General features: G+C 30.8%; 24 protein-coding genes. 5 read left to right on the forward strand and 19 right to left on the reverse strand.

The features are described from left to right. Positions 1-9 precede the first annotated feature (9 nt). From WAF17_RS06740 to cmk, 14 genes are all read right to left on the reverse strand, one after another. On the reverse strand, positions 10-1,281 hold the full coding sequence (locus WAF17_RS06740) for a glycosyltransferase (RefSeq protein WP_338767939.1): 1,272 nt from the start codon (positions 1,279-1,281) through the stop codon (positions 10-12). Continuing rightward, entirely contained in the window at positions 1,256-2,524 is a 1,269-nt protein-coding gene (locus tag WAF17_RS06745; protein WP_338767942.1) for a glycosyltransferase, read from the reverse strand. The genes WAF17_RS06740 and WAF17_RS06745 overlap by 26 nt, the downstream gene beginning before the upstream one ends. 15 nt (positions 2,525-2,539) lie before the next feature. Next, a complete protein-coding gene (locus tag WAF17_RS06750) occupies positions 2,540-3,259 on the reverse strand; it encodes a methyltransferase domain-containing protein (RefSeq protein WP_338767944.1) in 720 nt (239 codons plus the stop codon). Positions 3,260-3,262: 3 nt separating this feature from the next. Continuing rightward, the gene (locus tag WAF17_RS06755; protein WP_338767946.1) at positions 3,263-4,129 is read right to left on the reverse strand and encodes an FkbM family methyltransferase; all 867 of its coding nucleotides are present in this window, start codon (positions 4,127-4,129) and stop codon (positions 3,263-3,265) included. A gap of 2 nt (positions 4,130-4,131) precedes the next feature. Continuing rightward, on the reverse strand, positions 4,132-5,166 hold the full coding sequence (locus tag WAF17_RS06760) for a glycosyltransferase (RefSeq protein ID WP_338767948.1): 1,035 nt from the start codon (positions 5,164-5,166) through the stop codon (positions 4,132-4,134). Between the two features lie 374 nt (positions 5,167-5,540). Continuing rightward, the gene (locus tag WAF17_RS06765) at positions 5,541-6,779 is read right to left on the reverse strand and encodes a hypothetical protein (protein ID WP_338767950.1); all 1,239 of its coding nucleotides are present in this window, start codon (positions 6,777-6,779) and stop codon (positions 5,541-5,543) included. Positions 6,780-6,805: 26 nt separating this feature from the next. Continuing rightward, positions 6,806-8,134 carry a glycosyltransferase gene (locus tag WAF17_RS06770; RefSeq protein ID WP_338767953.1) on the reverse strand — a complete coding sequence of 443 codons (1,329 nt, stop codon included), beginning with the start codon at positions 8,132-8,134 and terminating at the stop codon, positions 6,806-6,808. Between the two features lie 12 nt (positions 8,135-8,146). Continuing rightward, entirely contained in the window at positions 8,147-9,112 is a 966-nt protein-coding gene (locus WAF17_RS06775; protein ID WP_338767955.1) for a glycosyltransferase, read from the reverse strand. Between the two features lie 247 nt (positions 9,113-9,359). Then, entirely contained in the window at positions 9,360-11,624 is a 2,265-nt protein-coding gene (locus tag WAF17_RS06780; RefSeq protein WP_338767959.1) for an NAD-dependent epimerase/dehydratase family protein, read from the reverse strand. A 30-nt stretch (positions 11,625-11,654) separates the two neighbouring features. Then, positions 11,655-12,602, reverse strand: coding sequence for a glycosyltransferase family 2 protein (locus WAF17_RS06785; protein ID WP_338767961.1), 948 nt, complete (start codon positions 12,600-12,602; stop codon positions 11,655-11,657). Between the two features lie 20 nt (positions 12,603-12,622). Continuing rightward, on the reverse strand, positions 12,623-14,116 hold the full coding sequence (locus WAF17_RS06790; protein ID WP_338767963.1) for a hypothetical protein: 1,494 nt from the start codon (positions 14,114-14,116) through the stop codon (positions 12,623-12,625). A gap of 17 nt (positions 14,117-14,133) precedes the next feature. Next, the gene (locus WAF17_RS06795) at positions 14,134-14,949 is read right to left on the reverse strand and encodes a capsular polysaccharide synthesis protein (protein ID WP_338767966.1); all 816 of its coding nucleotides are present in this window, start codon (positions 14,947-14,949) and stop codon (positions 14,134-14,136) included. 24 nt (positions 14,950-14,973) lie between these two features. Further along, on the reverse strand, positions 14,974-16,194 hold the full coding sequence (locus WAF17_RS06800) for a hypothetical protein (protein ID WP_338767969.1): 1,221 nt from the start codon (positions 16,192-16,194) through the stop codon (positions 14,974-14,976). A 30-nt stretch (positions 16,195-16,224) separates the two neighbouring features. After that, positions 16,225-16,941: a (d)CMP kinase gene (gene cmk / locus WAF17_RS06805; protein ID WP_338767971.1), complete on the reverse strand. Its 717-nt coding sequence runs from the start codon at positions 16,939-16,941 to the stop codon at positions 16,225-16,227. Positions 16,942-17,005: 64 nt separating this feature from the next. Between cmk and WAF17_RS06810 the strand changes: the two genes are divergently transcribed. The 5 genes from WAF17_RS06810 to WAF17_RS06830 all read left to right on the forward strand — a co-directional run bounded on the left by WAF17_RS06810 (position 17,006) and on the right by WAF17_RS06830 (position 21,604). After that, positions 17,006-17,650 (forward strand): hypothetical protein, encoded by a 645-nt coding sequence (locus WAF17_RS06810; protein ID WP_338767973.1) that lies wholly within the window; start codon positions 17,006-17,008, stop codon positions 17,648-17,650. 373 nt (positions 17,651-18,023) lie between these two features. Then, entirely contained in the window at positions 18,024-19,184 is a 1,161-nt protein-coding gene (locus tag WAF17_RS06815) for an endonuclease/exonuclease/phosphatase family protein (RefSeq protein WP_338767975.1), read from the forward strand. A gap of 109 nt (positions 19,185-19,293) precedes the next feature. Beyond that, entirely contained in the window at positions 19,294-19,827 is a 534-nt protein-coding gene (locus WAF17_RS06820; RefSeq protein ID WP_338767977.1) for a YcxB family protein, read from the forward strand. 97 nt (positions 19,828-19,924) lie between these two features. Next, positions 19,925-20,455, forward strand: coding sequence for an NADH-quinone oxidoreductase subunit A (gene ndhC, locus WAF17_RS06825; protein ID WP_338767979.1), 531 nt, complete (start codon positions 19,925-19,927; stop codon positions 20,453-20,455). Between the two features lie 78 nt (positions 20,456-20,533). Beyond that, positions 20,534-21,604, forward strand: a complete 1,071-nt coding sequence (locus WAF17_RS06830; RefSeq protein ID WP_338767982.1) for an MraY family glycosyltransferase — start codon at positions 20,534-20,536, stop codon at positions 21,602-21,604. A gap of 135 nt (positions 21,605-21,739) precedes the next feature. Here WAF17_RS06830 and WAF17_RS06835 read toward each other — a convergent pair whose 3' ends face one another. The 5 genes from WAF17_RS06835 to WAF17_RS06855 all read right to left on the reverse strand — a co-directional run bounded on the left by WAF17_RS06835 (position 21,740) and on the right by WAF17_RS06855 (position 26,050). Beyond that, entirely contained in the window at positions 21,740-22,180 is a 441-nt protein-coding gene (locus tag WAF17_RS06835) for an STAS/SEC14 domain-containing protein (RefSeq protein ID WP_338767985.1), read from the reverse strand. Positions 22,181-22,446: 266 nt separating this feature from the next. Beyond that, the gene (locus WAF17_RS06840) at positions 22,447-23,529 is read right to left on the reverse strand and encodes an aminotransferase class V-fold PLP-dependent enzyme (protein WP_338767987.1); all 1,083 of its coding nucleotides are present in this window, start codon (positions 23,527-23,529) and stop codon (positions 22,447-22,449) included. Between the two features lie 8 nt (positions 23,530-23,537). After that, positions 23,538-24,350, reverse strand: a complete 813-nt coding sequence (locus WAF17_RS06845; RefSeq protein WP_338767989.1) for a lysophospholipid acyltransferase family protein — start codon at positions 24,348-24,350, stop codon at positions 23,538-23,540. Positions 24,351-24,667: 317 nt separating this feature from the next. Continuing rightward, positions 24,668-25,390: a tRNA pseudouridine(55) synthase TruB gene (truB, locus tag WAF17_RS06850; RefSeq protein WP_338767992.1), complete on the reverse strand. Its 723-nt coding sequence runs from the start codon at positions 25,388-25,390 to the stop codon at positions 24,668-24,670. Positions 25,391-25,420: 30 nt separating this feature from the next. Further along, positions 25,421-26,050, reverse strand: coding sequence for a TMEM175 family protein (locus tag WAF17_RS06855; protein ID WP_338767994.1), 630 nt, complete (start codon positions 26,048-26,050; stop codon positions 25,421-25,423). Positions 26,051-26,166 lie beyond the last annotated feature (116 nt).

The following is a 26,166-nucleotide window of genomic DNA, read 5'->3' on the forward strand; positions in this document are numbered from 1 at the left end:
TATATAAGATTAGCTCAATATTTTTTCTATAACTTCAAGAAATTTTTGTCCTTCAATATCCCAATTATATTTTGTTTTTGATAGGTTTTTAGAAGCTATTTTCATTTTTCCCAATACATCTGAATTATTTTTTTTACTGTCAGCTAAAACTTCAATCTTTTGAGCTATTTGTTGTATATTTTGAATATCAATTAAAAAGCCTGTTTCTATATTTTTTGTCATCACTTGATACTGCGCTTCTGTATCAGATGCCAAAATAGCCAATCCTGTGTTCATGTATTGAAATATTTTGTTAGTTAAGCAAAGATTACGATTAACTGGTTCTTTTAATTCTAAAGCAAGTCCAACATCATGTTCTGCTGTTCTGAAAGGAAGTTCTTGATTAGAAACCAATGCATGGAAAAATATATTTTGTTTTGTGTTTTCAGTTGTAGCTAAATCTAAAAAATATTTTTTTGTTTCTTGACTTGCTTCTCCTCTCAAATGTAATTCTATATCTTTTCTATCCAATAAACTCAATGCTTCAATTATTTGTTCTATCCCCCTTCCTTTACCTGTCGTTTGAGAAAACCAATACAAAGATAAGTGATTTGTATTATTTCGATCTTTATACTCTTTATTTTCTTGTTCTTCTATATCATCAAAAACATTTAGAATGGGTAGTATATTTGGCAATTTTTGATATAATTTATCGTAAAAATCTACATACAAAGGGCTGGCGCAAGTAATATAATCTGTTTTTGGAAGATACTTTTTTTCTAACTCTACTATGTTCTTATCCATCTCTTTTGAAGTTACACTATAAGCATCCTCTATGTCAAAGCCTATTTTTGCATTATTTTTTTTTGCAATTTTGGCGACTAGAGGCAACATATTAATATTATGCGCAATATATAAATCAGCTTTTACAGATTTGAGAGAATAGTAAAGAGGAAGCCACAAAGAAGTAGAACTACTTAATTTTCCAAGCACAAATTGATTTGCTAATTTGGATAATTGTTTGGCAAAATGATGAAAAGCTGTTCCAAACAAATAAAGCATTCCTTTTTTGTAAAAAGGATAAATGAATGTATTCCAAGTAGGATTTTTTTTTATTAATTCATTATCAAAAGGCACAAGTTTTTCTAATGTCTGAATGCCTATAACAGAAACTTGATAGCCTTTATTAGCCAATAAAGTAGCTTCCTTTATTAAACGAGGATTAGAAGAAATATGTCCGACTGAAACGAAACAAATATGTTTTTTACTATCTAATTTATTTTCTATTCTTTGCTTCTTCATGGAGTAAATATTGATTTTGGACAGTTTCAGCTGTTTTTTTTCTATAATCTTTCCATTGCCATTTTTTAGCTGTTTCTAAAGCCTCATGGCTTATTTTTGGAATCAAATGCTTGTTTTCTACACACCATTTCATTTGATTTAGTAACTCCTCCTCTTTTCCGACAGGTACAATCCATCCATTTTTGTTATGTATTATAAAATCTGGCGCCATACTATTCGGTGTCGTAATTACTGGTACTCCTTGCGACATTGCCTCTGAAAGAACCATAGCAAAGCCATCTGCCAAAGTAGGTAAGATAAAAATATCAGCTTCTTTGTATAGCTGCATTAGTTCTTCCCTAGGAATACTGTCTTTTATTCTTACATTTTGTCCTATACCTTGTAATAATTTTTCTGGTAGTGTGTTCTTTCCAATTAACCAAAGTTCTGCTTCTTTTTCAGAAAAGTTTGCTTTTTTCCAAGCATTATATAGCAGATGTATTCCTTTACGAAGATTTTGAGTACCTGCATTTAGGAAAACGACAGGTCTATCATTTATATTTTTTTCCTTTATTATGGATAACGATTTTGGAAACCCATGAGGAATGACGTGTATTTTCTTCTTATCTATATTTGCATCGACTAAGGTACGCTTGGTAAAAGAAGAGTTACAGAGAATTATATCTGTTGTGGAGAGTTCCTTATCACGTCTTTTATTTCTGTAAATTGATTTGTCATTAATCAATAAACTGGTTTCATTTGATGCTAATTCTGGATATTTTTTGAGTTGCTCAGTTACTATGGGAGCAAAAAAAGTATGATGCTGACTTGGCTGTTCATAGACTGTAAAAATACCTTTCTTTTTAGCCATTTGTAGAGTAGCTAAAGAAGCGTGTTCATAACAATGTACAGCATTAGGTTGAATAGCTTTTATTTGACTAGCTACCCATCTATCAAAAGAATACTCTGCCCATTCAAATACGGTATCAGTAGTAGCTGCAGAAGTATAGCGACTAGCAAAAAGTCTTAAAAGCTCTTTATAAGGATATGTTTTGATTCTACTATAAGGAATTTCATGTATAGCTTTTCTTTCTAGTTGTGTTTTGAGGTAAGGAGCAATTTTGGTAATTAAATTAGACAAGAAATATTCTTTGTGGCTAATAAAAGTAGTAAGAAAACTCTCCAATAAGTTATTTTCGTGATAAGCCAAAGCTGTTTGACGTATAAAAATACCAGCCTGTGGATGAGCATGTAAAACTTTCATAAAGTAAAGAAACTATTATTTAATACAATCAACATATAAAGAATAAGGACGATGGTTTTCCAAATCATCTTTTAGCTTATCGTCTATCGACACCTTCCATTTTTGATGAATTACTTTACTAAACCCTGCTTTTTTGACTACATGTTTTAAGGTTTCGAAGTCGTAAGCAAACTTATGTTCTCCGTCTTGTCTGAAGACATGGTTTAATAAATAAGCTGCTGTTGGAGCTTCTTCATTGCCTACTTCAAAACCCATTTCTTTCCATAAAACCATATCTTTTTCGTAATATGCTTTTATAAACTTTGTGATGTCAGGTACTACAATTCTTAATACTGCATCTTCTTTCAACACTCTTCTACATTCTCTCAAAAAATCAGGCACTTCGTCTTGCATAGTTAGATGTTCAAAAACGTGTTCACAACGAATACGCTTAACAGAGTTATCTCTAAAAGGCATTTTACGACGACAATCATACGTAAATGTAACGTTATCTAATTTGAACATATCGACGTTGATCCATCCTTTTTTACCAAAAGGACCTGCTCCTACATTCAAAGATATATTGTCTTGCTTAGTGTATTTTGTTACGTTAGCTCTTTTAAGAGGATTCAAACTTGTATTAAGTCTCAAAAAAAAGGCATTCAACTCATGTCTAAAAATATTAAAATTTTCTTTAGATAAAGGAAGTTTAGGAATTAAAATTTTTCCTATTCGCTGTTTGAATGTTAGGCTCATAAATTAGGTATTGATTCGATTTCTGACGTAGTCTATATCTGCAATCGCCAAAATATTTATATGTGTATCTTGGGGTAAGTTTGTTAGAGGAATAAGCTTATTTTTGTGGTAATTATAATCATAAAAAGAATATCCTGCTTCTCTTAAAATAGCTGCTACATCTTTTTTCCCTGTATCAAACTTTTCTTGTTGTTGATTTACTTCAAGTAATATACATTTAATTTTTTGACTAGTTAGTAGTTTGTTTGCTCCTTCAAAGACAAACTTTTCAGCTCCTTCAACGTCAATTTTGACAAAATCAAGTGAAGAAATATTCTCTTCTTGGCAATAATCATCCATTTTTTGAGATTTAACCTCAATAGAATTTAATGCCTTAGACTCTTTTATATTGAGAAGTAAATGGTTTTCCATATCTTTTCCGATAGAAAACTCTAAGATACCATTTTGGTCTGCTAATGCGATATCTTCCAATACTATGTGCTGAAGATTATTAACAAGTAACTGCTCTTTACAACGTTGGTGGTTTTTAGGATCTGGTTCGAAAGCTATAATTTTACCATCCTCTACAAATTTGGACATCCATAAAGAATAGATACCTATATTAGCCCCTATATCAAATACTGTATCTGTATTTTTGAGGTATTTGGATAAAAAAACAAACTCTTTTTTGTCGTAAAAATAAGAATATATCAACCACATTGAGCTAGTGGAGTCGGGATAACAATAGATGCTTCTATTTCCCCAAAAAGTATATTTTAGTTTTTGATTTTGATTTTTGGCTTGCTTCCACTTAAGAAGTCTAATTAATGCTTCTATAGGTTTTTTTCTGTTGTAGTCATATGAAAATAATGTCTTCAGTTTACTAATCATAACTATACTACAATTTTATTATAAATTTCTAAATAATTATTTGCGATAACGGAAGCACTAAATCTACTTTCTGTATCTTTTCTTACTTCTAAACGAGAAATAGCCTCTATTTTTTCCACAGCTTCTATCATTTGCTGAATAGTTTGGCAAATGTAACCATTTATTCCGTGCTGGACAACCTCTGGAACAGAACCTCTACCAAAACCAATAACAGGAGTTCCACATGCCATTGCTTCTGCCATCACAATACCAAAAGGCTCATTCCATAGAATAGGCATCAAAAAAGCAGATGCTTTTCCTAAAATTTCATTTTTTTGCATATCGTTTACAGCTCCTACATACATAATTTGAGTATCATCTAAATGAGGTTTTATTTGAGAGTTGAAATACCCTGTTTGCTCATCATCTTTTGGTATATTTCCAGCAATGACTAATTTTCTACCTGTTTTCTTTGCTACTTCAATGGCAACATGAGTTCCTTTTATGTGTTCTACTCTACCCAAAAAAACCAAGGGCGCATCCTCTTCTACTTTTTCTTGATAATCATAAATTTCTATTGGAACACCATTAAAAACAGCATAACTAGGCGCATAAGGACGAATCTGTGAGGCAATATATTCACTACATCCAGAAAAATGCAATGTATTTTTTTTGGATAATTGTATGGCTTTCTTGATTTGTGAAATAGTTGGTTCACGTTGGTAGCTCATCAAAATTGGAATAGAAGTAGGCAAAATAGGAGTTAAATAAGCCAAACGTCCAAAACTATGTACTACATCAACATCTTTTAATTCCTTATTTATCAACAATTTACTAACTGTAATAGTGTTTTTGAGTATATTTTTGATACCTATACTACTTTTACTAGGGTAAGGAATTAGTTTTGCAGAGGTAACTGAATCTTCATTTCCAAATAAGATTATCTCATGTCCTTTTTTAGTATATTGAGCAATAAGCATATCTATAATACGCTCAATTCCTCCATATAAAAGAGGTGGGACTGCAACTTCAGCATCTGTTGTAATGGCTATTTTCATTTTTTTATTTTTGTCCGATAAAAAGAGAATTATAAATAATAAACATCTCCTCTCCTACTTTTTTCGTGGTTATAGGAGTTTTTATACTTTTTTAGTATAGATATTGACTTTTGCTGTTTCGCTATTTTAGTTTTTTTAAGTATTTACATATGATTAATGTAGAATATTTCTTTGGGAGTTGAGGTTAAATAAATCAGTATTTTTAATTTACTGATATTCAGAATTTTGTAACGTTTTTTAAGAATAGATTTTATACGTGTACTTGTTGGTATCGCCGAGCTAAAACACCAACAAAGGCTAGGTTATTTTTCCTTAGAATTGGGTTTACAAACCCAATTCTAAGGAAAAATATGCATTCTTAAAAACTTCACTATTTAAAAGTAATACTTACTAACTAATATTCTTCCCATATACATTATCCCTGACATGCTATGCAAAGCTATTAAAAACCATATGCTTATTTTTTTTAAATCTAGTGATTCTGTTAGAGTACGTTTCATAAACTCTACTCCAAAGACTAAGAACATAATATAATTACACATAGTAACTTGCCAAAGGAAATTACCAGATGGAGCAATAGAGCTATTATTTACTTCTGCAAATGAAACAAATATCATAAGAGCAAGTATAGAAAAAGCTAAGGAGTAGTAAACCAAATTACTATGTTTCTTATAAAAGACAAAATATAGAATTGGTAATATAGACACAGAAAAAAATGAAAGGATAGGAGCTAATATAGGATTACCTAACTGTAGTTGCCACACAGAAAATGGCGAAAATATAATACTTGGCTGGTTTATCTGTGCATAACTTCCTCCATAATCAGAACTAAACAATATTAAAGAATGTAACAATATTAAAATAAAAGGAATTACACAAGCTGGTAAAGCCAACCAAAAGTTTTTTGTTAATTTATATTTGTAGAAGATACAACAAAAATAAATAGGTGAAAAACATAACGTAAAGTTTGGTTTGACAAAAAAACAAGTTATAGCTAGTATAGTAATTAAAGTATTTAATCCTTTTTCGTTTAGAAAAACTTTTTTGTAGGTCAAATAAAACAGAAGCACACAAAAAGGTAACATAAAAGTAGTGGTAGAATTGTGCCAAGTATTAGGAGACAATTCACCCATATAGAAATTTAAGTGATTTCTATCTAAAATTGTATTAAACGGAATATGCCCTACAAAACATATTGCTATCGCCAAATAATTAATATAATTATCAAAAACCTTTGTATCGATATTATAAATAATTAAGTAATCTTTTATAATCCATTTACTTATACTATATTTTGCTGCCCATGATAAAGAAAGCACAATAGCAGAAATAAAACCCAGCCACTGAAGGTTAGCATAAAAACCTCCCAAGACTATGACCGTACCAAAGTATAAAAAATTTAGAGGAGCATGAGATAATCCTTTTTCTATCCACAGTTTAGCAAATCCAGCATGTGGCTTTATGTCAGTGAAATTTTTACCTGCTAGAGCTGGATGCAATAAATAAACATACATTAAAAATGCAATAAAAAAAGTTATATAAAAAAACTTATCTTTCAAAACAAATTTTATTATTGCTGATGTTTTTTCTTTATTCATTTTTTCTTTATTCATTTTTTCTATTATGAAATAATATAGATTTACAAAGATAAATATATTTTTATCATTTCTCTACCTACCTCTTTCGTGGTTCTGGGAGTTTTTATATTTCTTTTGAGTTTATGAGCTAAATCTTTTTGATGAGCTACTTTTACTAATGTCTTTTTTAATGATTCTGTATCATCAAATTGATATAAAAAACCTGTTTTATTGTCTTCAACAAGTTCTACTACTCCTCCTATGTTTGCAGCAATAATCGGAATTTGATTTGCAAATGCCTCATAAGCTACAATAGGTCCTGTTTCTAAACACGTCGAAGGGATACATAAATAATCTAGTTTTTCCATAAAAGAGTTTACCTTTTCTGCTGGTAGATTTTCTTGATATTTTATATTTGGTAAAGATTGTATTTTTTTTTGTAAACTATTATAATATTCTAAATAATAATCCTGCTTTACACCTACAATATCTAGTTCAAGTTCAAGATTTGGATTTTCTGTCAATGCCTTTTCATATCCATCTAACAAAACATGCAACCCTTTCATGGGTTCTAGTCTTCCAATAAATCCAATTTTTATATTCTCTTGTGGCTTTTCTGTTTTTGTTGCCTCTTGTGCATTTATATTTTCTAAATAGGTCGTACTTACTCCTTGCCTACAAATTTTGAGGTGACTTGATGAAACATTGTTTATTAAAAAAGCATCATAGAGCCACTGACAAACTGCAATAATATAATTTGTATTTTTTTCTAATTCTACAAGCGTATTTTTTTTCTGACTGACAATACTAAATTGAGGAACTTTACTTTTCAGAAGGTTTGATATAAGAGTTGATTTGGCAAGTATTCCTGTAACTTCTGCCACTATTTTGTTTTTGTGTCTCTGTTGTGCCTGACAATAACCACAGGTAGTGTTTTGTAGTTTTCCATTACAAACTTTGTTGGGGTATTGTATAAAATCTCCTTTTGGACAAATAACACCAGGGATATGTGCCGTAAAAAGTGTTTTGATTCCTTTCTCTTTGGCTATTTTGAGATGACGATAATTAAGTGGTGTGGAGAGGGTATGTAAATGAAAAATATCAGGTTTTAACTTGTTCAGTAATTCTTCAAAATTTTGCCACCCTCTACAAATTACTTTATCTGTTACTTCCTCATGAGTTAGCTCTTCTGGAACTCCAAATCGATGTACTTTATGTTCTTTTCCTTTTACATCTTCGTTTTGATAGGAATAATTTCCTTTAGAACTAGGCGCAATAACAATAACTTCTATATTTTGAGAAACAAGATAGATAGCCAAATCGTGGACATACTTTTCTGTTCCTCCAATAGAATCGGGATAATAATAGCCTACTCCTAATGCAATTTTCATTTTTCTGTCTATTTATTTTTTTCTTATTTTTCTATACGAATTAGCTAACCGTTCAGCCTTTGTGTACCCTATCAGAGAACTCAAATATTTCATTCCTTTTGATTTTTGAGGAATAAAATGAGGTTCTATTTCGTAAATTTTAGCAATTGCTTCTTTAAAAAGTTGCTTTTCATTATTTAATCCAAAAACTTGAATGCAATAACGATAACACTCTATTAAAGCATGTGCTTTGTCTTTTCTAGTTTTTAAATCACTCTTCCATAATTCATGAATTTGTTTTGCATTTGTAAAAACATCACTTACAAACTTCACTTCACCATGACGTTGTGATAAAGAAGTTCCTTCCGAAACTCTATATTTTGCCATTATTCCTTTAGTATAAACAAACTTTCCTTTTTGAATAGCTGCATCTAAAAAATAACGAGCGTCTTGAATAATTGGTAAGTCCGTATTCCAAACTCCAATTTTATCTACAATAGATTTAGAATATAAAATAGCAGCAGGAGGACACCAAAAGTCTGTAAAAAGAGCAATTTCTTCATCTCCTTCAATTTGTCTTTCTACTTTTTCTAAATACTTCTTTTCTTTATTTTGATCACTTATTTTTTCAGAAAACTTCTGCCAATCTCCGTAGGCTACATCAGCTTTGTTTTCTTCTAAGGCTTTGTATTGAATTTCTATTTTCTGAGAAGTAAGCAAATCATCACTATCCAAATATTGAATATATTCTCCTTTTGCTAGTTTTCTACCTGTTTCTCTAGCTGCACTTACACCTCTATTGGGCGTATCTATTAAAATAATTTGATTCTGTTGTTCATACTCTTTCAGAATAGTTAAAGTAGAATCTGTTGAACCATCATTAACTACAATAACTTCTACATTTTCAATTCCAATACTTTGATTAAATACACTTTCTAAGGTCTCTTTAATAAAAGATTCGCAATTGTAAGCAGGAATAATAACAGAAATGAGTTTCATTAAAATAATTACGAATTAAAGATTACGGATTACGGATTACGAATGTAAATACTTTGAACTCTATATGATTTTAAGCTGCAACTTAAGGAAATTTGACTTATCAGTACACCTTCAAGGTGTCAGATAATTTGTTTTTGAACTGTACTGACACTTATGAAAGTGTCTGACAGAGTAAAGTGCAACTAATTTGATAAAGAACCATAGTTTGTAATAAAATTTTTACTGTAAAAACTGTCAAACGACCAGTTTATTCTACATCTAAAAAAACTTTTTCTTTGAGCCACTCTGTCGTGAGTTGCATTCCTTCTTGAAAATCAATTTTTGGTTTCCAGTTTAGTTGTTCTTTTGCCTTTTGGGAAGAAAACTTCGTTTTTGTATCAGCAAACAGATTATTAAGCCAGTTAGGTGGATTAAATGGAGCTTCACTTGGTTTCATTATAGTATCAAAATTTGCTGTACTTTCTCTATGCTGATAGACTTTTTGTTTTACATTTGGCGTAAGTGATAAAGCTACTTTTTTGAGAGACTTTAGAGAAGGATTACGGTTTATGATTTCCATCATTTCATAACTTCCTAATAAGCTTTTGGCTGTAACGATAAGATTTTCCGATTTATTAAAACTTCCCTTTTCTAATTCATTTTTGGTCAGAGAAGGAATATTTTGTGCTTTATCTAATAAAAGAGGCATCAAAAATTCTTTCCAAGTTGTATGTCCATCATTAATAATATAATTTTCTCCATGTGCTTTTGGTGTATGCAAAGCAAGTAACATCGCTTCAATAAGATTATCTATATAGACGTAATTTGCAATTCCTTGTCCGTTATTTATCCAAGAAAAACAATTTGTATTCCTCAAAGTATAAGGAAGTGTTGTATAAGTTTTGCCATCTACTCCATATACGCACGTTGGGTTTACGATAGAAAGATGAAGTTCTGGGTGTTTTTTTGCCCAGTTTAACGCCCATTTTTGCATAACAGCCTTAGTCGCTCCATAATTTTGTCCAGCAGGAACTACTTTTTTATTATTCCAAGATTCATCGACAACTCCATCCGTGGCTGGTGATGTGGGGAAGCCATATACATTCATTGTGCTTGTGATGACTATCCCTTTTACGCCATTTTCGGTAGCTGCTTTTACTAAGTTTTTTGTTCCATTTACATTTACTTCATAGGCATTGTTTCCATCAGCTGCTACTGCCAAATGAAAAATATACTCTTTCCCTTTTGTAGCTTCTTTTACAGCTTCATAATCTAATAAGTTTAGACGAGGCATTTCTACATTTTCCCACCTTGAAATAGAAGCACAATTTCGATAATGCCTAACAGGTGCAGTTATTTGATTTCCTTCTTCTGCCAAACGATTTATCAAAGCTGTTCCTATAAATCCTGTTCCACCTGTAACTAGGTATTTACTAGCCTCTTTTTTAAGAAAAGGAGTGGATGTATTTCGTTTGTTGTATGCCCATTCTACTAAAGCTACTGTTTTTGATGCTTGATTGGCATCTACATAATTCACTTCTTTTTTTCCTTCTTTTTTAGTCAGTATTGTTTGAGCAAAATCATAAATCTGTTCTACAAAAGCAGCTTCAAACGTATGAGTAAGCAAATCAGAAGCTGAAAAAGGTTCTTCATTTCGTAGCGTACGAATAGCTAAATCTTTTTTGTTTTGGAAAAACGCCTTTTCAAAGTCATCTTTTTCTATCCATGCTGTTCCATTCTCTCCAATTACCTCAAGTCTGTTTTTTAATGTATGCGTACGAGAAAACTTTAAATTAACAGGAATATTTTCTTTTGTTTTGAGCGAATACGTACAATTTGCTTCTGTTCTTCCTTTCCAATCTTCTTGATACTCAATAGGCTCTAAATCTCCAAACAAACTATATAACATATCCAAATAGTGGATACCCATATCAGCCAAAACACCTCCGTTTTTTCCATTATAAAAATCATAACTATCAGCTACCCAAGCAAAATTTCCTCCATCAGCCACTTTTATCTCTTTTACCTTACCTATTATATTATTATCAATAATAAATTGTAATGATTTCAGACTTGCTAATTTTCTTCTAACCATTGCAGCAGCTATAACTACATTTTTTTGCCTTGCTTGTTCGAATAATTCTAAGGAGCTTTCTTTATCTAAAGTAAGAGGTTTTTCACACAAAACATCAATTCCTTTCTCAATACACATTTGCATTGCCTCAAAATGCAGAAAATTAGGTAGTGCAATAATTACTAAAGTTGGTCTATCTTTATTTGGGGTATAATTATTCAAAAAGCTTTCAAAGTCTTGTTGAATTACTTTTATTCCTAAATTATTCAGTTTTTCTTGCTCTTTGTTAGAAGGCTCTATAATAGATATATTTTTATCTAACTTTAGAATTTGAAACGCTGGAATATAAAACTCTTGAACAACAGCTCCACCTCCTAGTATAACCCAATCAAAATTTTCGATCATTTTTTTCTGTTTTATTGTTTTTATGTTTGTATTGGTAGAAGAAATTGTAGTCATGAGTAATGAAAATTAGTTACTTTTTTTAGATTATTTTGTGAGTAAAGATTTTACTTTATTGGCTTGAAAAAACAATTTCATTCCTTTTTCTACACCAAAAAAATAACACCAACCTGTTAGCCCAGCTTTTTTAAAGTTAGGCGCTGTTTTGAGCTGTTTTCTTTCTATACTTTGATAGAGATATTTTTCGATAGTCAAGTTATTTTGAACTGCTTGATATACAAAATTTAGAAGTTGATAATTGAGAGCTTCTGTTTTTTGATAATCAAGTTTATTATTTTGTTTCAGTTTTTGATAAAGACGAGCAAAAAATTTAGCAGAATTAATTGGCTCATAATGATTATAAACTGTTGTTACTCTATCCTCATTTTCGTAGTCATTTATCTGGCTGACATAATAGTCTGTAAAAGTACATGAAAAATCGCAGTCTAATAAAACTCTGAAGAAATAATCTACTACTTCCCATACTTTCATTTTTTCATCCCATTTTATAGTATTTTTTCTGACCATTACAGCAGAAATAGGCCACCACCTTTTTATGAGACTTGCCATTGGGTTGTCTAAATACTCAAAAAAAGAAAAGTCATTTTTCATTATTTCTCCTTTTGTGTTTAGGGTAGTCAGCCCAACCACTATGTCTGTATTTTTTTCGTTTTGCTTTTCTACAAGATGAAGAATTGAATTAGGAAGAAGAGTATCATCAGCATCTAAAAAGATAAAAAAATCTCCTTTTGCTATTTCTAATCCTGCATTTCGGGCAGTGCAAACACCTTTGTTTTCTTGAAAAATAGGTTTGATTTGAGAAAACTGTTTTGATAGGTTTTCAATAATTTTTTTAGAATTATCTTTCGAACCATCATCAATCAGAATTACTTCAACATTTTTATAAGTCTCTTGCAAACAAGAATGTATAGCATTTTCTACAAACTCTTCTCCATTATAACAAGGAATAATGATTGAAATCAAAGGCAGTTTCATATAAACAAGTTAATAGATGACTATTTTTTTAAGAAAAGATTATAGAATTTTTTTTGAGGAAAAAATCGCATTGGAAATTTATTCTTTATCAAAAAATTATATAGCTTCAAGTATAGATAAATACTGTTTTTTTTGGTTTCAAATCTATTATTTTTTGTAAAGAGAGGAAATTTATACTCTTTTAATTCTTCTCCTCTTTCGCTAATGTAGTAACCATAAATAATTGCAGCTTCTTTTGATAGAGGTTCTAATTTTTTATCTTTTAGAATTGCTATTAATTTTTCAAAAGAATCTGGAAAGTAAGCAGCATTTGGAATATTTTTATAAAACCCTGAACCATATACTATTGAAGGCTTTCCCCAAAAAGTTGATTCTACACCCATAGTAGAGCCAAAGCTAAGTATTTTATGGCTCTCTTCCATAAGTGCATACGTGTCTATATCTTCTGCTGGAAGAATAACTTCTACATTAGTATATTTTTGAGGTATCTGAATTATTTTCTGAACTTCAGCCGAATCAATTAAGTTTTTTTGGTTAGGGTGTATTCTGATGTAAAAAACATAGTTTGGATAATTTCTATCAAACTCTTCTATCACTTGTTCCATAACATCACTCTGTCTTCCGTAGGTTTCCCAAATGTCACTACCTAATGCAGCTACTTCATCTTCTGAAGAGTTAAAAACAGAAATAATATGTTTTCTATCTTCTTTATGCTTTTGAAAACTTGTTGGCAATTTATATTTCTTTTGACCTCCAATATGATTAATATCCATTTTTTCTTTGGGAACGCTTCCTTGCTTTCTATTAACAAACCAAGCTGTTCCTTTCTCTTTTGCTTCTTTTGGGTTTTTGTTACTAAACTCTATTGCAAGTTTTCCACTCAAATTTGTGTCATGAGGTAGCGTATTTTCAAAAGTTGTGTACTTATTAATCGTACTTCCTACCTCATAGGTAGTAAACGGTATATTTTGATTCCTACAATACTCTAAAACAGTTCTGTATTCGACAATTCTTCCATTATAAAAATATACTTTATCAGGCTTTACTTCTTCAAAGATTGGAATTATAGAATCAATTATTGTATGGGCTGTGTTTGTTATGGCTTCCAAAAGCTCTTTATTATCTTTCAAACTAGCGTCTATGTCTCTCGTACAAGATATAAAAGAAGATGCGATTCCTATTCCTACATTTATGTCTTTATAAAGGTATGGTTTTATATCTTCTATGTGTTTTGAGTTTTCGAAAGGATACGGTTTGGCTATGTTTTTCTTTAAAAAGAATATATTATTTTCATCTATATTTATGTCTTTCAATAGCGTTCTTTGTTTGTATTGGCATTGAATACAAGTGATATAAGACTTATTCGTTTTGAGTGCCGAACAATAATCTACCCCTCTATCACAACCTACAAAATATAGCTCATTTCCTTTTTCTTTTTCTATTTTAGCCAACTCCATTGTCTCGGCCAAAATATCTTCTTGAAAAGCAATTGTATTAAAAAAAAGCACCTTCATTGTATCGTATTATTTAATTATCTGTAGTTGGAAAAATCAGGGAGAAGAAGTTCTGTGTAAACTAATTTATTATGGTATTTAAGACATAGTGGATGAAATATATCTCCTAATATTTCTGTCCATTCGATGGGATAACCCTCATTGTCTCCCATTATATTTCCTTTGTTTTGCTTTAAATTTTCATAAAAACCATCTAACCTTTTATGTAATTCGTTGTACCATTCTTGAGTAAAATAGGTAGCAGGACGAAAAATATAAGCACAATTACCTATCAATAACGAATAATTTTCTCTTATATCGATTCCAATTGTTCCCAAAAGCTGTGCAGTCATTCCTTTACTAACTTCTCTATATCCCATCGCCCAACTTTCACTATCTTTATTGAATGCTTGAAAGGCTTCTTTCCAAGAATTTGAAGTGGCTTTTATATCAGAGTATCCACCTCCATAATGATGCATAAAATAACATCTCAAATAATCTGATTTATGAACATGTGATAGATACGGATAAGCTTTATGTAAAGGAAAATCAGAAAGTATATAATCATCTAAATTATGAATGGTAATGAGTTTTACTTCCACACCACAATTTTCTTTTAGAGAAGTAAACGCCTTTTTTCGATTCTCAGACATTTCATTTTCTCCTGTCCAAAAACAATAAATAATAGGCTTTACATTTTCAATTTTGATAGTTGGTAGATGAATAGAGTTATTCAAAAATGATTTTTTATATCTTCCTTTCCTAAAATAATAAGGTTGAATATACCATCTTAGTCTTCTTGAGGCTACTCTTGCTCTTCGATATTGTTCTTTTATAAAAGATTTTATTTCCACTTCTAAGCTAGTTCGATTAATAATTTATGAGTATGCTTTATTGATTATGATATACATAATATATAAAAAGCCACTTACAAAATGAGCAAAAAATATAGCTCCTACTACTATATCTTTTGTTTCTATTTGTCTTGAAAAGATTTTTTTAAGGAAATGCGTCAAGAAAACAAGCATCATTATATAATTACACATAACTACTTGCCATAAAAAATTACCATCTCTATTATAATCTCCATTTGCTATTTCTGCAAAAAGAATCAGAATAGACAAGGCAGTCAGAACAAAAAACAAAGATAATAATTGTAGTTTAGAATATTTTTTATAAACTATTCCGTAGATAATTGGAAAAGTATAAATTCCTAAAAAGGCAAATAAGAACTTGAAATAAGTAACAAAGTCAGTTGCTCTCATCTGTGCATTCCAGCCTTGGAAAAGAGCTATTGTTATTCCTCCATTATTTTTTTGAGCATACTGTCCTCCTAACTCATTACTAAAAAGATGCAAAGATTGAGTAGCCAAAAGCAATAGGGGAACGATTACGGCAGGAAGAGCATACCAAAACTCTCTGTTCAATCTATACTTATATGCAATACATAAAAAGTAAATGGGAGAGAAGCATAAAGTAAAATTAGGCTTTATAAAAAAACACACAATGGCTAATAGATTAATGTATTTTGTGTAATTTTCCTTCTCTAAAAATATTTTCTTGTATGCTAAATAAAAAAGTAGTGTACTGAAAGGAAGCATAAAAATTGTGGTAGAATTATGCCACGTGTTGGGCATCAATTCTGCAAGATAAAAATATACGTGCTGCCTATACAAAATACTATTCAAAGGGATGTGCATGACAAACGTAAGTAGAAATGCAAACACTTTGATTGTAGTTTCTCTTTCTGAAATGTCTACTTTTTGTTGCCTCAAACAATCTGTAATAATATATCTGCTTACACTATATTTAGCTGCCCACATAATGGAAAGGACTACTGCCGAAGCAATATATAAAATTACTATACTTTTTTGAAGACCTGCAAATATAGCTACCGTTCCAAAGTACAAGAAATTCATAGGCATTGCCTCAAAACCTTGTTCTAGCCACTTCAATACAAATTCAGCGTGTACTCTTACGTCTGTCCACATAGTTCCACCCAAACGAGGATGTAACATATAGACATACACCATAAAGGAGAGAGCCAAAACGATATAGAATGTTTTGTCTTTCGCTACGAAGTTAATGATAGATTTCATTATTTAATCAACTACAAATTATTTTTTGTCCTAAAACTCTTTTACCAAAGTTACTTTCTCAGTCAGTTCAAGCACTCTATTTACTTGCTGCTCAAATTCCAAATCTGTAGTATCTATTTCAATAGCATCATCAGCTTTTCTAAGTGGACTTTCTTCTCTAGTAGAATCTATAAAATCTCTTTTCTCAAGATTAGTAATAATCTCTGAAAGCTCTACACTTTGCCCTAAACGCTCCAGTTCTTTTTGACGGCGCAATGCTCTAACAGGCACTTGTGCAGTCATAAATACTTTGAGTTCTGCGTTAGGAAAAACGACTGTTCCGATGTCTCTTCCATCCATTACAATTCTCTTTTTTTCTCCCATCAAACGCTGCTGTGCTACCAAAAAATGACGTACTTCAGCAATCGTACTTACTTCGCTTACTCGTTCTGAAATATGCATCTGACGAATAAGTGATTCTACATTTTCTCCATTCAAATAAATATGGCTACTTTTGGTTTCCTCATCAAACTTAAACTCTAATAAAATAGAAGTAAGTGCTTTTCTAACTTGTCCTTTGCTAAAATGATCTACCTTATGGCGATAGAAATAGAGCGTTACGGCTCTATACATAGCCCCAGTATCGATATAGGCATAACTCAAGCGAGAAGCAACAGCTTTTGCCGTGCTGCTTTTCCCACAACCTGAATAGCCATCAATAGCAATAATGATATTTTTGGTTTCTATATTTTGATGAGATTGATTCATAGCATTTGATATTTTTTCAAAAAATAATGTGTCGCAAAGGTACAAAACTTATAGAAATAATTTTATGCTGCTCTCAAAACAAAACTCTTTTGTTAGTTTTAGTTTAATAGATGTAATTTTGTTGTATCCTATTCAAGTAAAAAATAATTACGGATTTAAAATGATGAACACCAACAAACTCAAAAAGATGACTTTATTGAAAAATACACTAGTTATTTTCGCTTTACTTTTCTTATTTAGTTGTACAGCAAATCAAGGAGATTATACGATTCCTACAGATGCTTATATTGTAGCGAAATTTGTAGTTTTAGATGAAAAACTAAGTCCAAAAAATCAAAATTGTGTCGCAGAAATTAATAATTTTAAAAAATTTGATTTTCATAAACATTGCTCTTTTTTGCTAGAAGAAATGGAATTTGATATAGATGAACAATATATTTTTGATAAAAGTGGAGAGTTAATTGGTTATTTAGATTATAAATCAGAAGGTGCAATTATTTATTCATGGGAAAATTCTGAAAATTTATCTGATTGGGATTCACTTTACCAAAATAATAAACATAGTTTTTTAGAAGATAAAAAATATATTATTGATAGTTCTGATACTTTAGAAATTGAGCGTATTTTTTCAGATGAAAAACTAATTTTTACAAAAAGAACACAAAAACAAATTGAAGATAGTAGAAGAGTAATTTATCAATATGAATAAAATTTGATTATCCCTTTCCCACCAAAAAATTGTAATTTTAACGTAAACTCGGGATTATACCTACTGACTGTCAAATAGTTAGCCTGTTCTTTTTAATCTTCGATGCTGTCCTTTCGGGCTGACCTTGATTAAAAATAGGTCAGTCTCGTTAGAGCAGACCGAAAGTAGCTTTCCTTGTAGATAGAGAGATATTTCAGACTGTTTTTAATACCGAGTTCACGTTAATTTTAGATAAGACAAAAATTATATGAAAATTAAAAAGGAATTATAAATAATTTCAAACATTCTCAACGTAAAGCCTAATCCTTACGTTCTACTTATACACAGTAAAAAGAAATTTATCCTAACTAAAAACTAAGCTACAAATCTCTGTATGCCCTCTCAAAACCATTCACGTAACTCTAATAATTCACGAAGAAGAAGAAGAAAAAAAGATTCTTGGCGTAGGCGAAATACAAGACGTACATTTCGTTTTATCAATAGTATCGTTTTGGTAGTTTCTTGTATTGCATATTTGTCTGTTCTTGTTTCTCCTGAATACTTTTGGTTTGCAGGTTTTGTTTCAATGTCAATTCCTTTTTGTTTGATAGCTAATATTTTTTTTGTTTTTCTGTGGTGGTGGCGCAAACGATGGTATGCACTTTATTCTTTGTTTATTTTATTGCTTGGTTTTCCTTTTTTTCTAGCCAGTATAAGTTTGGGAGGAATTTGGAATGAAAATATTGAAAACGACAAAAATTACTTATCAGTTTTGTCTTATAATGTAAGAGAGTTTGATATTTATCAAAGGCAGAAAGATGACTATACAGTTACCAAAAACACTATTAAGTGGATAAAAAACGATACTTCAGATGTAAAATGTATTCAAGATTTTTATAACTCTGAAAGCGCAAAAATATTTAATACAAGGGAAAAGTTATCAGAACAAGATTCAGAAACTCCTTATAATTTTCATGTTCGCTATACATCTGCAAATCATCGTAAAGGTCAGTTTGGAATCGCCATTTTTTCGAAATATCCATTTATTAATAAAGGAGAAGTTACTTTTAAAGTAAAGACAGATAATGGTGCTATTTTCGCTGATATCGTAAAAGGAAAAGATACAATCAGAATTTATAATATTCATTTGGAATCAATGAGCATTAATCAAAACGAACTACAACTCATTGACCAGCCCGAGCAAACTTTTTGGTATGCAGGAAAACGCCTTAAAAGAGGATTTGCGATGAGAGCTGGGCAAGTACAGACAATTGCAGAACACATAAAAACAAGTCCTTATCCTGTTATTTTGTGTGGAGATTTGAATGATTTGCCCTATAGTTATACCTATTTCAAACTTCGCAGAAACCTAAAAAACGCATTTGAAAGCAAAGGATTAGGAACAGGATTTACATTTAATGGAAAACTATTTTTTCTTAGAATAGATAATCAGTTTTATGATAACGAAAATTTAGATTGTATTTATTTCAATACACATAGAGAAGTTCCCTTTTCAGACCATTACCCTGTTCGTGCAGTTTATGAAATAGAATAAAAAAGAAAAATCTATTTTTTTGAGTACAAATGACTTTCAAAATCTAAAATGTTTTGATTTTTTGGTGTTCTATTCTTTATTTTTGCTCAAAAAAAGCGTTATTTGTAGTATGAAAGAAGAAGAAAAAATAATAGAAGCAAGAGCAAAACTTAGTTTTGAAGAATACCTCCGACTAAACTTTTCACTATTACTACGTAGCAAAATGGTTTGGTTAAGTCTCTTTTTGGCGACTATGCTTATCGTGATGCTTTTGGAAAAACGCCTTACAGATGGGCAATGGGCAGATTCAGAACTAAAACTTGGTTTGCTTTTGAGCTTGACAGTTTCTTTATTTTTGGTATTGCCCTTACTCACTTACCTAAGAACGAAAAATTATTTTGAGAAAAACCCTTCTCTTTCAGAACTAACAACTTTTTATTTTGAGCCTGAACGAATAGAAGTAGTTACCTTAGAAAGCCATACGACACTCACTTGGCGACGAATTTATAAAATAAGAGAATTCAAACATTACTTGCTTATCTATCAAAATAGACATATTGCTTACGTAGTTCCCAAAAAATCCTTTGATTCGGTTTCAGATATGGAGGCAGTAAAAGAAATGATTCGTAGCAAAACAAAACTAGGATATCGTCTAAAAAGTTAAATTATTTGAATCATTAACTATTAAATGACGGATAATCAACAACTAATCAACTCCTATTTTTTTATACTATCCCAAATTTTTATTATCCTACAACGATATGCTTTGCTCTGTTTCTACTTTTGGTTTAGTTTTACTCTTTCTGATTGTCGGTGCTTTTTTTGCTCTAATTGCTTTGAGTATTGGAAAAATTTTTCGTCCTAATAATCCTACACCAGAAAAAATAACTACCTATGAATGTGGAGAAGAAACTGTAATTGGAAGTTGGGGTAAGTTCAATATTCGTTTTTACTTAATTGCACTAGTTTTTGTACTCTTTGAGGTAGAAATTATATTTTTATTCCCTTGGTCAAAAATTCTGACTGATGCTAAATTACAAGCCTTAGAAAGTAATTGGAAAATATATGCGTTTACAGAAGGACTTTTATTTATTGGTATATTAGTGATGGGATTGGCTTACCTTTGGAAAAATAACTTTTTAGATTGGAATCTTGACTTTTCAGAAAAAGATAGAAACCAACCAAATAAATTAGAAAATTTAGATTTGTCTCAACAAGGCAAAGACGGAGAAAATAGTTCTAAGACAATTCCTAGTTCTGTTTATCAACAAATAAATATGCGTTATGACTAAAAAACTACTACATAATTAAAATAAATTTGAATGGATAACACCTCATTTTATAAAAAATAATTATCTAATAATCTCACTATGACTTGGATTAAGTTACTTCTTAGCTTGGGAACTGCATTCGCTATCTGTTTGCTACTCATTCCCGAAATCATCAAAATTGCTAATTCTCGTAATATACACGACCAACCCAACGAGCGAAAAATTCATACAGGAAAAATTTGTTCTTTTGGAGGAATAGGTATTTTTTTTGGTTTTATTATTTCTACATTGATATGGTCTTTTGTAGATATGACCCTAAACATGGAGTTTTTGATGGGTGCTGTTTTGGTTATGGTAGTGGTTGGAATGCGAGATGATTTTTTGCCGTTAAGTGCCTTTTGGAAACTAATAGGACAACTTGTAGCAATCGCTGTTCTTTTGATTGGAGATATTCGTATTTCTTCTCTGTATGGCTTTTTGGGAGTTTATGAACTCAATATCGTTTTTAGTTATCTAGTTACTGGTTTTATTGTGATTGTCATTACAAATGCTTTTAACTTGATTGATGGAATTGATGGATTAGCTGGTTCGGTTGCCTTGATTGTTTTTAGCTTTTTTGGGCTTTGGTTTGCTTTGGAGGGTAGTTTTGCTCTTTCTGCAATGTGTTTGGCTGTTTTGGGTAGTGTTGGAGGTTTCTTGTATTATAACTATAGTCCTGCTCGTATTTTTATGGGCGATACAGGCTCTTTGATGCTTGGTTTTTTGGCTACTGGTCTTTTAATTATTTTTTTAAATAAAAATGCTGCTTTACCTACTACGAGCGAATTGCATATTGTAGCTCCATTATCGCTGCTTTCTGCACTGATGGTTTATCCACTTTTTGATACTATTCGTGTTTTTATGTTGAGAGCTTTTGCTGGTCGTTCTCCTCTTTCTCCTGACCGTAATCATATTCATCACTTGCTTTTAGACATCGGTTGTAGTCATTATTATATTGTAGGAATTGTAATTTTCTTGAATATTTTGTTTGTCTTTATTTTTACTTTTATTGGACAAATGGGTTATCTATCTGATAATTGGCTTGTTCCTATTATTGTCTTGACGGCAAGTAGTTTGGCAGTTTTTCTACATAGAAAAGTAAAACGAAGAAGAGAAGTAGTAAATATTTAAATAATTAAGTTATCTAAGCAGGGGGTTTGTTCATATTTGTTGGTGTCGCTACGCTAAAACACCAACAAAGGCTAGTGTATTTTAAAATATCCTAAACAAAAAAAAGGATTCAAATAGTATGAATCCTCTTTTAATTTATTCTTCTTCTTCCTGTTCTGTTATGAGGGTTTCTTTCTCTTGAATTTCGTATTCTTTTAGCCATTTTTTTGCTTCTTCAAGGTCGTCAAAAAAGTGCATTGTATAACTATTGTCAGTCATGTCTTCACCTATTTTTTTAACAGCAAGTTGGTTAAAAACATCTTTTGACATAACCACAGCAGCCGTTCTGATACCAGCTTCTAAAAGGCGAGGAAACCAATTTTCATTTGTCCATTTTTGATCATCAGGCGTTATCGCACCCATTTCAGCCATATTTGCAAGCCATCTAGTAACTCCTTTTTCTTGTACTTTTTCTAATCCTGTATTCATTCCATGTTTGTATTTTGCAGAAGTAGCAAAGCCAGTCCATTGCATATGAATACAATTTACATCTTCGTCATGATGAATCGTTAAATGTTTTTCTTCAAATAAAGGCATGATATATAAAATTAATAGTAATAGTAGTTTTTATAATTAGAAATTATTTAAGAATAGAAAACTAGATTTTCAAAATGATTTTTTTATAGCAAATAGGTCAGTCCCAAAGGGCAGACTGTCTACTAAAGTTGCAAGTATCAACTACAAAACGGTCTGCTCTACGAGACTAACCTATCTAGAAGTAATTCTTAAACAGCTTCTTAAAAAAGTAGCTTTTTTTGTAATTACAATTTATATATTTTAGACAAGAATTAAAAATTTGCCTTTTATTTTCCGTAAAGCATCAATAAATCAGCCACCTGTTCCATAAGTTCTTTAGAGTGGGTTGGAAAATTAGCAATTCGGATTTGAGAATCTTTAAAGCTGCCATATCCTTTTCCAATAATAATCCCTCTTTTTTCTAAAAATGCAAGTACATCAGAGGAAGTTCCTTTTTCTACATTTGCTACAATAACCGTTTTCGAACGCTGCGATTTTTCATTTACTAAAGGCGACAAAAATTCCGATTGCTCTAAAGTATGATATAATAATTCAGCTTTATAATCAGTTTCTCTTCGAATCATTGCAATTCCCTTTTTATTCATTGCCTCAACTACTTTTCCCAAAACAAAGATTGCCAAAACATTTGGTGTTTCGGGTGTTTGATTCTCTTTGGCATATTTATCAAGTTCCAAAATCGAATGATACGTTCCAATACTTTTACCTTTTGCTTCTAGTTGTTGCGCTTTTTCAATCATTTTTTGATTATACACCCAAACTCCCAAACCAGCAGGAACACCAAAACCTTTTTGTACAGAAAAATAAAGTGAATCTATTTGAGAAAAATCAAGATTAGCATAAGGAAGAGAAGAAACAGCATCAACAACAATTAACTTATCCTTATTTTGCTCTCTAATTTTTGCAATATTTTCAATAGGAAACTGAACACCACTACTTGTCTCATTCTGAATCAGAGCAATAAGTTCAGCCGAGCTAGGAACATCAATATTTTCCACTAAAAAACCTTTACTAAAATCAACTTCATATTTAGATGGACTAAGATTCAATTGCTCTGAAAAGCGATAAAACTTCCTTGAAAAAGAACCATTTACTAAATGAAAACTCTCTTTTTCTACACAATTTTGAAGGATTCGTTCCCAAATTTCGTTGGCAGAACCAGTAAAGGCAATAGAAAAATCATCAGGAATTTGCAAAAGCTCTTTAAGCTGGGTAACTGTATGCTCAAAGATTATTTTAAACTCTTTACTACGATGTGAAATAGCTGTTACTTTTTTCTGTAAAGCTTCTTTTATTGCTTCTTCTACTATAAAATAGTTTTCAGAAGGACCTGGTGTAAGATAAATTTTCATAGAATATATTAGTTTTTCAAATAAGCATTTTGCATCATTTCAAAGGCTTTTAACTTGAGTTTTTGAAGGTCTTGAATAGTCATTCCTTCGGTAGAAATAGGTTCTAAAAATTCTACTTCGACAAACCCAGCTTTTACTCTCCAACTATTTTTGGGAAGCATTTTTCGTGTATTCTTTATGACAATAGGCGCAATTGGTGTTTGCGTTTCGATAGCCACCATAAATGCACCCTCATGAAAACGCAACATATCGTGCTGCGAATTATTCATTGTTCCTTCTGGAAAAATCATAACATGAATTTGTTTTCTTAGCTTTTCTTTCACTTGTCTTAGGCTTCGTCTTTTACTTTCCATACTACTTCTATCGACGATAACACCAATGTATTTAAAAATTAAACCAAAAACAGGCATTTTCAGAATTTCAATCTTTCCCAAAGCTCTAAACTGATTTGGAATAGCGAGTGTAATGGCTGGTGAATCTAAAAACGAGTTATGATTAGCCACAAAAATATAAGGTTGATTTTTTTGAAGCGTTTTTTTATTTTTTATCTTATAAATAATTCCACTCAAAAAACTAAAACTAAAACCCCAAATCTTCATGATTTTAAAAGCAAAAGTTCCACCTCTTTTCTCATCAATTAAAATAGGAAGTATGATAAAAGGCGCACAAACAACCATAATCCAAAAGAAATTGAAGAATGTCCACATCGAAAATGCAATCTGAAAAAAAGTAGTGAAAGGACGTGTCAAGACGGTCAGTCCTCTATCTTCGATGTAAAGTAATAGAGAGTTTCTCAACTCATATAATTTTTCCTGTATCATAATTAAAAAAAATTCGTTTGTTTTAAGAGAAAGAGAGATTATTTTATAAAAAATACGTTGTTTGAAGGTTTATTGTATGTTACATTGCTTAGGAACTGAATATCTAAAAAGGTTTGTGCTTAAATACTATTTTGAATAGAAAAATAAGAGAAACATAAACTCTTAATTTAGAATACTATTTATAACGTAAATACTTTCAAAAAATTCAATAAAAAATCAAATAATTGCAAAGATAAGAACAAATAAAGTAGCTAACTATAAAAAAGTTACTTGAAATAGTTAAATTATTTCTAGTCTTATCATAAAGCAAAAGCTATCTATTTTTTTACTTCTCTTGGCTTCCACTCTTCCAAAAACTGCTCAATTGTTTGTGCCTCTTCAACGACAAAATTACCTATTTTTGTGCGACGAAGCCCTGAAAGATGTGCACCTGTTTCTAGTTTTTGCCCCAAATCATGTGCTAGACTTCTGATATAAGTTCCTTTACTACAAACAATTCTCAAAGAAATTATAGCTTCATTTTCTGATATATTAGATTCTATGATTTCTAATTCTGAAATTGTTACTTTTCTTGATTTGAGTTTTATTTCTTCTCCTTCTCTTGCAGACTGATAGGCTCTTTTTCCATTGACTTGCACAGCCGAAAAAATAGGAGGAACTTGGTCTATTTCTCCTTCAAAATCACTTAAAGCTGTTTGAATTTTTTCTAATGTAAGGTCAGAAATATCTTTTTTATTTTCTAATTCTGATTCCAAATCATAAGAAGCTGTTGTAAAACCAAATGTAATTTGTGCTACATATTCTTTTTCTTGTCCTTGAAAATTTTCAATCTGCTTTGTCATTTTTCCAGAACAAAGAATTAATAAACCTGTGGCTAATGGGTCAAGCGTTCCTGCATGTCCTACTTTTACTTTTTTCTTTTGCTCAAATTTTTTGATAGCATAACGAATCTTATTTACTACATCAAAAGATGTCCAAGTAAGAGGTTTATCTATCAAAATTACTTTCCCTTGTGAAAATACTCCTTGTTCTTCTTGCATTTTTTTTCGCTCGTATTTTAAAATTTATTTCTAAGAAACATTGTCTATTTCTTTATTGCTTTCCTCTTTCTGGTTCTTCTTTATCTCTTTATAAAGTATTTTTTCAATGCGTTTGTCAGGAACAACCCAAAGCAAAGCAACGCCAATATAAATAGAAATAGAAATCCATTGACTAACAAAAGAAAGAGGAATAGCAACAGCGTACAAAACTAGTGAAATTTTACCTTTATAGTCTTTTCCGATAGCTTTATTTAAAATTGAGTTTTCTCCATGAATTTTGAGAATGAGAGATTGTAAAATAAAATAAGCAATAGCACTCATCAACAAAACAACTCCATAAAGAGCCTCTGGAACAGCCGAAAAATTAGTTCTTCCTACCCAACCTGATGTAAAAGGAATTAGAGAAAGCCAAAAAAGTAAGTGCAGATTTGCCCAAAGCACTTTTCCATTTACGTATTTTGTGGCTTGAAAAAGGTGATGATGATTATTCCAATAAATCCCCAAATACAGAAAGCTCAAAATATAACTCAAAAAAATAGGATATACTTTTTCTAAATCGTGTAAAGCTCCTCCTGTTGGAACTTTCATTTCCAAAACCATAATAGTAATAAGAATTGCCAAAACGCCATCACTAAAGGCTTCTAGTCTGCTTGATTTCATTTATAAAATAATTATTGGAGTTACGAATGAGATTTATTTATCAGATGGAGTAATTGTGAGTTCAACTCTTAAAAACTAGATAGTAGTATTTGTTGCTTGTAAAGCAAAGATAATAA

This window comes from Bernardetia sp. ABR2-2B (assembly GCF_037126435.1).
Classification (GTDB): domain Bacteria; phylum Bacteroidota; class Bacteroidia; order Cytophagales; family Bernardetiaceae; genus Bernardetia.